An 8132-nucleotide genomic window follows, 5' to 3' on the forward strand; every position below is an offset into this window, starting at 1 on the left:
CCAGATTGGTTGATGATTCCATTTGAAACATACTTGCTCATAAACAATAAAAAACACTCCCCAATAAACAGGGAGTGTTTCTTCGTTCAGCCTGCGACAAAGGATCTCGCCTTATGCCTTATGCATTCGATGGTTTCTTTTCTTCCTTTACCGAAAGGATACTGGCTTCGGTTCCATATTCCAGGCGGATTCTTTTACGTGCCTCCGCAGGTGTCCGTGCGGTAATGGGCATCATTTGTTTTTCACCCTGTGCCTCTATCTCAACGAGGAAGCATTTTGCTCCGCATCTCATTTGCTTCCCTCCTATTACTCTCTTCTCTTTATTATAGAACAAAAGCATGAAAGAGCGAGCAATGGTTATACTGTCATATCAATTACGTCAGCTTTTCCTTCCAAGATTTCTATGGAGAGACGGACAGAATCTCCGATGGCTTTCTCGATATCATCAGGCTCCATTCCCAATGGGCTCACGACGTCTTGGTCCATGAACAACTTTCTTGTAAATACCTTCGCAAATTCTGCTGTGTCCAAGCCGCTTTCTATTCCCTTTATTCGCTCATCTTCTCCCTTTGCTTCCATTGCTTTTATATAGGAATCTTTCGGAATCACGATAATCTCTTTATTCTCACAGCCCATATATTTATGCATGATGCTAAGCATTTCTGACCATTCCATATTATAATAGCCAACCGGATACTGACCATTTAAGCCATTTTTAACTGCACCGGCGATTGCCTGCCCGGCCTGCCGTATCGTCACCATTGTTGTACCGCCCTCAGGGTACATCGTTGCCCCCTTCATATTCTTGATCTGTTCAACAAGGAACACCCAAACTGGCTTTCTTCCTTCTTGGCTGCCAAACACATACGGTATTTCAAGAATAGCCACACTCATAGATTCATCAGCGAATGTTAGCGCCATCTCCGCTTGGTCAACACGGCTCCGTATGTACGGATGATGCTTATATAAATCCAATTCAGGCATCGTGCGGTGAGCCCAGCTGAAATAGGAACCAAGAACAACGACATGCTTGACGCCGCACTCCTTAGCAATCGTTAGAAAACGATAGAGTGGATCGATATTATGCTTTTTGAAAAAATCATAAACAGGAGAGTTTGCCTCGATGCGCTCATCAACACCTGCCGCAAACACAAATGCCTCACAGCCCGACATTTTTTCCTTGATTTCCTTATCTGTCATCTCCATATAATTCCCGAAGTCAATCTTCATTTCGTCCGGCAGCATACTTCCTGCCGGCACGGGCGGCAGGGACAAGGTTGAAACCTCATGTCCATGCTCTATCAATGCTCTCGCTCCCTCTGATCCTATTAAGCCTGTTCCGCCAATCATGAATATCCTCATATACACACACCCCTTATCTTCACTTTATATCCTGATTTTACCACATTATATTCTCGCTCATTCAGACTTATATGATATTTTTGTGAAGTTTTTCACAATATTACTCCATAAAAAAAGGACTTCAAAAAAGCCCTTTTTCCTGCCATATAAGCCTTATCCCTCCATCCATGCCTAAACAATGGTATATAGCTCCTTTACTTTATGCTTGTAAAAGGACACTGGCGTTTTTTCTTCACCATGGACAGAATCAAGGATTTTGAATACCCTATCAGCAAGCATCGCTTTCTTGAGCGGTTCTTCATCCTGAGCTACATAATATTCGTACAAAATATTATAGGCTAGGTGTACGCTAATCTCATAATAATGATAATTCAGGCAATCATCACTTCTCTTATCTTTAATGAAAAAGTGAGGAAGCCATGCTCCATCCTTCGCCTTATAATGCGCTTGGTATAAATCGAAGGCATGCTCTATACTGATTGGTGTACTCCTGAAATCATCCACAATATCATTTTGGACAAGACGGTAAAATTCTTTTTGTGTTAATTGCTGAGCCCATTCTCTCATCTTTATCACCTTATTCCCCCTCATTATTCCTTTTCACAAAATAACATTCTTTCAAACCGTTATTTTAAGGAAATAATGAATATCTTTTTCCTCTATTTTATTGTTATTCCTCTGTTTCTTGAAGCAGAAGACTCTCTACATCATTGATAAAGCGGCGCAAATATTTGGCTGTCTCCCGATTAATTTGCCCCTCCTCATACATGCCTTGAATAGTTGAGCGTTCAACCTCTAATGCTTTAAAACGAAGCTCTTCCTTCTGCTCATCGCGCATCATTCTCGTTCGCATGTCATCTGTCTGCGTTCTTTTCCATTTCTCGATAAAGCGCTCATATTCCCGTATGACAACATTGAGGCTCTCTGAATCTCCCCCGTTCTCCCTTATTTTAGACAGCTTATCTATCGCAGCCCTTGCTGCATTCATTTGCAGCTCCTGCATCTTGGCATAATCATCAGCCTGATTCGCTGACGCCCTGTCCGTATACCAATATTTCCTCTTGAACTGTCCTATCACAATCATCACCTTGGACAATAGACTGTGAGCAAGCACCTCCTCACGTAAATCTAGTGATTTAAGGAGGCGGCTGATAATCTCTGGACTAACCTGACCTTGATTAATACATTCACGTAAATACTTGCGTTCAGTCCTCAACCCTGTGATCCGATAGTCCATCAGCTCTTGCTCCATTTCATTTATTCGTTCATCTTCACGATTATCGTAGCGAATTTGCTCAATCACACGTTTGTACTCACCAACCAGCTCAAAAGCCGCTGCTTGATTTTCCTCCGTCGTTTCTTCCTCAATTTTCTTCACTGCTGCCCACAGCAGCCGAATCTTGTATTGGTCATAAGGGGGTATTTGAACGGTACTCCCTGCTGAATCTTTCTTACTGAACATTGGCAGAAGAATGGCCGCAGCAACTAATGTCAGCAGGATAATTCCCCCGGCAAGCATAATGGTCAATGACCGTTCAGGAAACAGAGCCCCGCTAGCAACGAAGTAAGGGAGAGAAAGTACCCCTGCCATCGTGATGGCTCCTCTTACTCCGGTCAAGCCCGTTAATATACTTACCTTTACACTTGGCTTAGCGGTACCTCCCTTTGATAAAACAAATTCAATTCCCATATAACAATACGTCCAGATCATCCGAATCAGCATAATAACCAATCCAATAGCCAAGATATATCCAATGATCAGCCAGTTACTGATAGCCGGATTCTCCACTGTTTCCTTCATCGCCGAGGGAATGCTTAAACCGAGCAACAAAAAAACAACCCCATTTAAGACGAATAAGATAATTGACCACATATGTTCAGTGACGACTTGTTCATCAGCATTACGGATTCCCGCTCTCTCTTTAACGCTCGAGTGAATGATTCCTGCAGCAACAACGGCAATCACTCCTGATGCATGAAGCAACCCCTCTGCCGCATAATAAATAATAAATGGCGATACAAGCTGCAGCAGGGAATAAAACGTAACGTCAACAATTCCTTGCCTCCTCAAAGAACGGCGCAAGCCGACAAGCAGCAAACCGACAATAATCCCTGAGACTGCTCCAGCAGATACGACATAAACGAAATCCAAGGCTGCCTCACTCAGTGAAAAATACCCTGTGACAACCGCGGCAACAGCGTAATTAAAGGCAATCAGCCCGGATGCATCATTGATAAGCGATTCTCCTCTGACCAGCCTTAAAATGACAGGCGGCAGATAGATTCTCTCAGCAATTCCATTCACAGCTACCGGATCAGTAGGAGAAAGGATGGCTGCCAGTGCAAAGGCGGCAGCTAACGGGATCGATGGAATGAGCCAATGAATGAAATAACCGCCAATTATCGTTGTTAAAAACACCAAGATAAAGGCATTGGCCAAGATTGGCCAGCGCATCCTCCACAGCTCCTCCCTCGGGAAGCGCCGCCCATCATTAAAGAGAAGCGGAGCGACAAATAAAAGAAGAAACCATTCGGCTTCCAGCTCAAAGGAAATTTCCTTCACAAAAACAGCAAACAAAATTCCGAGCGCGATTTGTGTCAGGGCGGTCGGAATCATCGGCAAATAATGACTAATAATATTTGAGACTAACAAAAGAACTAATAAGACAATAATTGATAATAATAAATCCATAAGTATACCCTCAATCCATAGCAAATCATTTCTTTAGTGTGCCACATACACGCTTATACCATTCCCTCAAATCCGATTCAGGAAAACCCAAGTCGTAAGATTACTCATTGCACCCCTCCCTATTACACGACTTTTATCGTAAAGACTGCTTTCGATTGACTATTTGTTCAAAAAACAACCGCCTCCATTAGCAAGCGGTTATACGTACAAAGGAACATACTCACCAGTCGATTTATGATATTCTATTCTTTCAAAAAAACGAAAACGTCTCATATAAGATGCCCTCTTAGTGTTTTCCACTCAATCGCCCCCTATTAACGGCAGACCGCTAGGAAGGCGGTCTTCAAGTTTCGGCTGTTCTTTGGCAATTATCAATATACTTGCTTCCCCATTCCGTCAACTCATTAATCGCCAGGACGTGCCTTTATCGCATCCGAGGAGGCAAGATGGATCACTGGACAATTGATTGACGCCAGTGAAGGAGCCAAACTTAAAAAGCAAAAAGAGATGAAGCAGCACTTGAGAACCTACAAAAAAGCTCTGATGATTCTTCAATCTTTGAGAATCATCAGAGCCTTCATCTTATCGGTCAAAAGCTTCGTATACTTTGAGCCGCTTGCCCTTAACCGTTGTTTTTTTCATGGCCTGGAGGACATATGGGCCTTTTCCGTTTAAGATTTCAACAAAGGAAGCCTGATCTTCAATGGTGATAATGCCAATATCCTCGGCATTCACACCATCAAGCTTGGCAATCGTACCAACAAAGTCGACCGCTCTTAGCTTCTTTTTCTTTCCGCCATTGAAAAATAGCTTCATGATGTCCTGATTGAGCTCTGCCCCCTTGTCCTTCTTCCATTCGGTCTCAAACATATTCCGCTCAAACGAATCCCGTGCCGCTTCAACCTCTTCCTTTTCCGGAGCTTTCTTTATGAGGACAGAAACGCCCGCATACTCTTGTGTTTCAGCAAGCAAATCCCTCTCGTGCGGAGTAATAAAGGAAATAGCCTTGCCCATTTTTCCGGCACGTCCTGTTCTTCCAGCACGATGCACATAGGCTTCTTTCTCATGTGGGAAATCATAATTAATGACATGGGAAATTTCCTCAATATCAATTCCACGAGCTGCTACATCGGTAGCCGCTAAATAACGAAATTCTCCCCTCTTAAACTGGTTCATCACATCAAAACGGTCCTCCTGGTACATGCCGCCATGGATTTTTCCGCAGGAATAATCCCACTCTGCAAGCTTTTCAAATAAGCGGTCCACCTGCTCCTGGGTCCGGCAGAAAATCATGCAGCTGTCTGCTCCTTCAACCGTCGTTACGTCTCTTAGTAAGGTAAGCTTCTGCTCCTCTTCCGTTAAGTAGCCTTCATGGACAATGCGAGGCTTCGCCAGGGGCGTATCCTCTATATCAATTGATTCAGGGCTGTCTAGAAAGGTTTCGCCTAATTGTTTGATATCATCGCTAAAAGTTGCCGAGAACAGCATCGTAACTCTTTGTTTTGGCAAAGCATCCATAATCTCTCCCACTTGGTCAATAAAGCCCATATTCAGCATTTCATCTGCTTCATCAATGACCGCATAGCGGATTTTTTCAATGGACAGGGTTCCTTTTTGGATATGATCAAGCACCCTTCCCGGCGTACCGACGACGATATGGCATTTCTGGCTTAGTTCAAGCTTTTGCTTAGCAAATGGCTGCTTTCCATAAACTGCTGCCGCCTTGATACGCTTGAGGCGGCCAATATTAATCAGGTCTTCTTTCACCTGAGCAGCTAGTTCCCTTGTAGGTGTCAGTACAATTGCCTGCGGTTTATTCTCAAGCCAATCGATATGCTCACAGAGCGGAATGCCATAAGCCGCTGTCTTGCCGCTTCCTGTTGAAGCTTTCACAATAACGTCCTTGTTTGAAAGCAGAAGCGGAATGGCCTTTTGCTGCACCTCTGTCGGCTGTTTATATCCCATGCTGTCTAAAGCCCGCTCAATGGACTCTTCAAGCTGAAAATCTTTAAAACTGATGTTTTTCATGTATTCTTCCTCATTTTCATTTCTATCCTTCTCCATCTTGGATAACGGTATTGCCTTATTATACCCGATATCACGCAAATTGCAGGGATTTTGCTGGGATGCATCTATATTACCGATATACTTAGCCTTAACTATAAGCTTTTATTTCTAATTGTCATTATAAAACCACCTTAGCCTTTAACAGACCAATTATTTAACATATCATCATCTTCACAGCGTCAAACTTTCTCGCTTAAGCAATTTCAAGACTTAACATTTTAAATTAACATGGTGAACATAACTACTGAAAATACAATCACAATAATTAATGCCAAGGAAATAAAAAAGCCATTTTGCCAAATAACAAAATGGTCGAAAAAATTCCTATAATCTCATACTCTTTAATAAATGTTGAATAACTTTGACATACCACTGGATAAGCAGAAGTTTACTTATTGATATCTTTAGAATTCTCCTTACTTATCCGATACTGACTAACTTTCTCCTTAACTACTAATTCATCTTGTTTTGTTGTCAACATCTTCACAAAAACATCTTCAACCTTATAACAAACCTTGTTATATAAATTCACCTTAGTCTCCTTCCTAGCTAATCATTTTTTTAGCTATATATAACCTTCTACCTAGCCATGATAAAACCATAAAACCTATACCTGTTGTAGTTGTAGCTTGTTTCTCTTTCCGATTTTTCTCATATTTTTCATAACCAACTTGATAATAATATTCAAAAATGTTTTCACCTTTTTTATATTCTTTAGCTATAGTATAATCTTCTCCAGATTCCCCTAGTTTTTTCCCTGCTTCTTTGATTTTTTGAACTTCTTTATTTGAGATGAATCCCTCCTTATACCACTTCGTAAATTTCTTACTGCTTATTTCGGGTTCTGAATATTGTAGTGATGAAAATGCTGCTGCATAGCCTTCATTATAATATTTTTCCTGTAATTCTTTTTGTGCTTCTTCATACCCTTCCTTATATGCATTTAATAATTGTTCCTCTAAATTATTTGGAGGATTTTGAATATCCTGCATCCCATCTTCATACCCTTTATTTCTTAATTTCTTTATTTTTATCGCTGTCTTTTCTAACAATGCTTTATCAAATCCAGCTTCATAGGCATTTCTTAGAAGTTGATTCTTTATATATGATTCAGGAATTTTTATTGTTTCTGTCTCCTGTCCTGACTTATATCCAGCTTCAGAGGCTATTGACTTTTCTTGTTCAATCTTAGACTTTCCTTCTTCATACCCCTTTATATAAGCAGCATGGTAACTCTCTCGATAAGATTCTGAACCAGATGAAACATCTGGATTTTCTTGATTACCTGAATACCCATCCTGCTTGCCCACATTATATCCTTCCTCTTTACCTGTTTCCTGATCCTCTCGCTTTTGTTTAAAAGCTAACTGTTCCGAGCTATTATTAATTTTTGTCTTATCATAGCCATCTGGTGGCTCACATGGAATTCCGTCGTCTACAACACCATTCCCCCAGCCATCTAAGTTTTCTGGATCATTGGAAGCAGAATAGCCTTTTTGATTCCAGTAATCAACTACTTCATCATATGTCGAAAAATCCGTACAATCCTTGTCTTTTGTATTAGTTGCTGGTATTTCAGTTTGTTTATTCTGCGTACTCCCCCCATTATGATAATGATATCCATCACATAATCCCTTGGCTTGCGATTTTTCACTACAATTATGACCACCAGAGGAATCAGTTCTTCCAGAATGGGCAAAAATCTGATCCACTGACGTCATGAAGAATAATAAACATAGAAGAATAGCTATCTTTTTCATATACACTCCTCTTTTTACATTTTTTAACATAAAATATATTACTATCAAATGGTAAATAATTCAATATTATTACATTTTTTAGAATTTTAGAGAGTGCAAATGAATTATTCAGCATATGACATTTACCCGTGAGACAATAAAAAAAGAGGCACAGTGCCTCTTCATTTATCATTTCACGCCCTCTTGCAAACGGGCAGCCTTTTCCTCCAGCTTCGCCGTATTCTTAAAGGCTGTTGCAAGCATGAGCTTCA

Annotated in this window: 6 protein-coding genes; all 6 read right to left on the minus strand. The window is 41.0% G+C overall.

Annotated elements, in window-relative coordinates; translation table 11 throughout:
* Positions 1-118 precede the first annotated feature (118 nt).
* The 6 genes from ACI35L_RS12980 to ACI35L_RS13005 all read right to left on the minus strand — a co-directional run bounded on the left by ACI35L_RS12980 (position 119) and on the right by ACI35L_RS13005 (position 7881).
* Positions 119-292, minus strand: coding sequence for a hypothetical protein (locus ACI35L_RS12980; protein ID WP_197089906.1), 174 nt, complete (start codon positions 290-292; stop codon positions 119-121).
* Positions 293-357: 65 nt separating this feature from the next.
* Positions 358-1362, minus strand: coding sequence for an NAD-dependent epimerase/dehydratase family protein (locus ACI35L_RS12985; protein ID WP_049670172.1), 1005 nt, complete (start codon positions 1360-1362; stop codon positions 358-360).
* Between the two features lie 171 nt (positions 1363-1533).
* Positions 1534-1938 (minus strand): hypothetical protein, encoded by a 405-nt coding sequence (locus ACI35L_RS12990; protein WP_049670171.1) that lies wholly within the window; start codon positions 1936-1938, stop codon positions 1534-1536.
* A 94-nt stretch (positions 1939-2032) separates the two neighbouring features.
* On the minus strand, positions 2033-4054 hold the full coding sequence (locus ACI35L_RS12995) for a Na+/H+ antiporter (RefSeq protein WP_049670170.1): 2022 nt from the start codon (positions 4052-4054) through the stop codon (positions 2033-2035).
* Between the two features lie 582 nt (positions 4055-4636).
* Positions 4637-6082, minus strand: a complete 1446-nt coding sequence (locus tag ACI35L_RS13000) for a DEAD/DEAH box helicase (RefSeq protein ID WP_439803062.1) — start codon at positions 6080-6082, stop codon at positions 4637-4639.
* Positions 6083-6666: 584 nt separating this feature from the next.
* Complete coding sequence (locus ACI35L_RS13005; protein WP_439803063.1) at positions 6667-7881, minus strand: YHYH domain-containing protein; 1215 nt, start codon at positions 7879-7881, stop codon at positions 6667-6669.
* Positions 7882-8132: the final 251 nt, after the last annotated feature.

The organism is Pradoshia sp. (assembly GCF_051873915.1).
GTDB lineage: Bacteria > Bacillota > Bacilli > Bacillales > Pradoshiaceae > Pradoshia.

Bases quoted from the DNA above. Each gene is read 5' to 3' on its own strand.
- ACI35L_RS13005 (WP_439803063.1), bottom strand. From the start codon at position 7,881: ATGAAAAAGATAGCTATTCTTCTATGTTTATTATTCTTCATGACGTCA.
- ACI35L_RS13000 (WP_439803062.1), bottom strand. From the start codon at position 6,082: ATGAAAAACATCAGTTTTAAAGATTTTCAGCTTGAAGAGTCCATTGAG.
- ACI35L_RS12985 (WP_049670172.1), bottom strand. From the start codon at position 1,362: ATGAGGATATTCATGATTGGCGGAACAGGCTTAATAGGATCAGAGGGA.
- ACI35L_RS12995 (WP_049670170.1), bottom strand. From the start codon at position 4,054: ATGGATTTATTATTATCAATTATTGTCTTATTAGTTCTTTTGTTAGTC.
- ACI35L_RS12980 (WP_197089906.1), bottom strand. From the start codon at position 292: ATGAGATGCGGAGCAAAATGCTTCCTCGTTGAGATAGAGGCACAGGGT.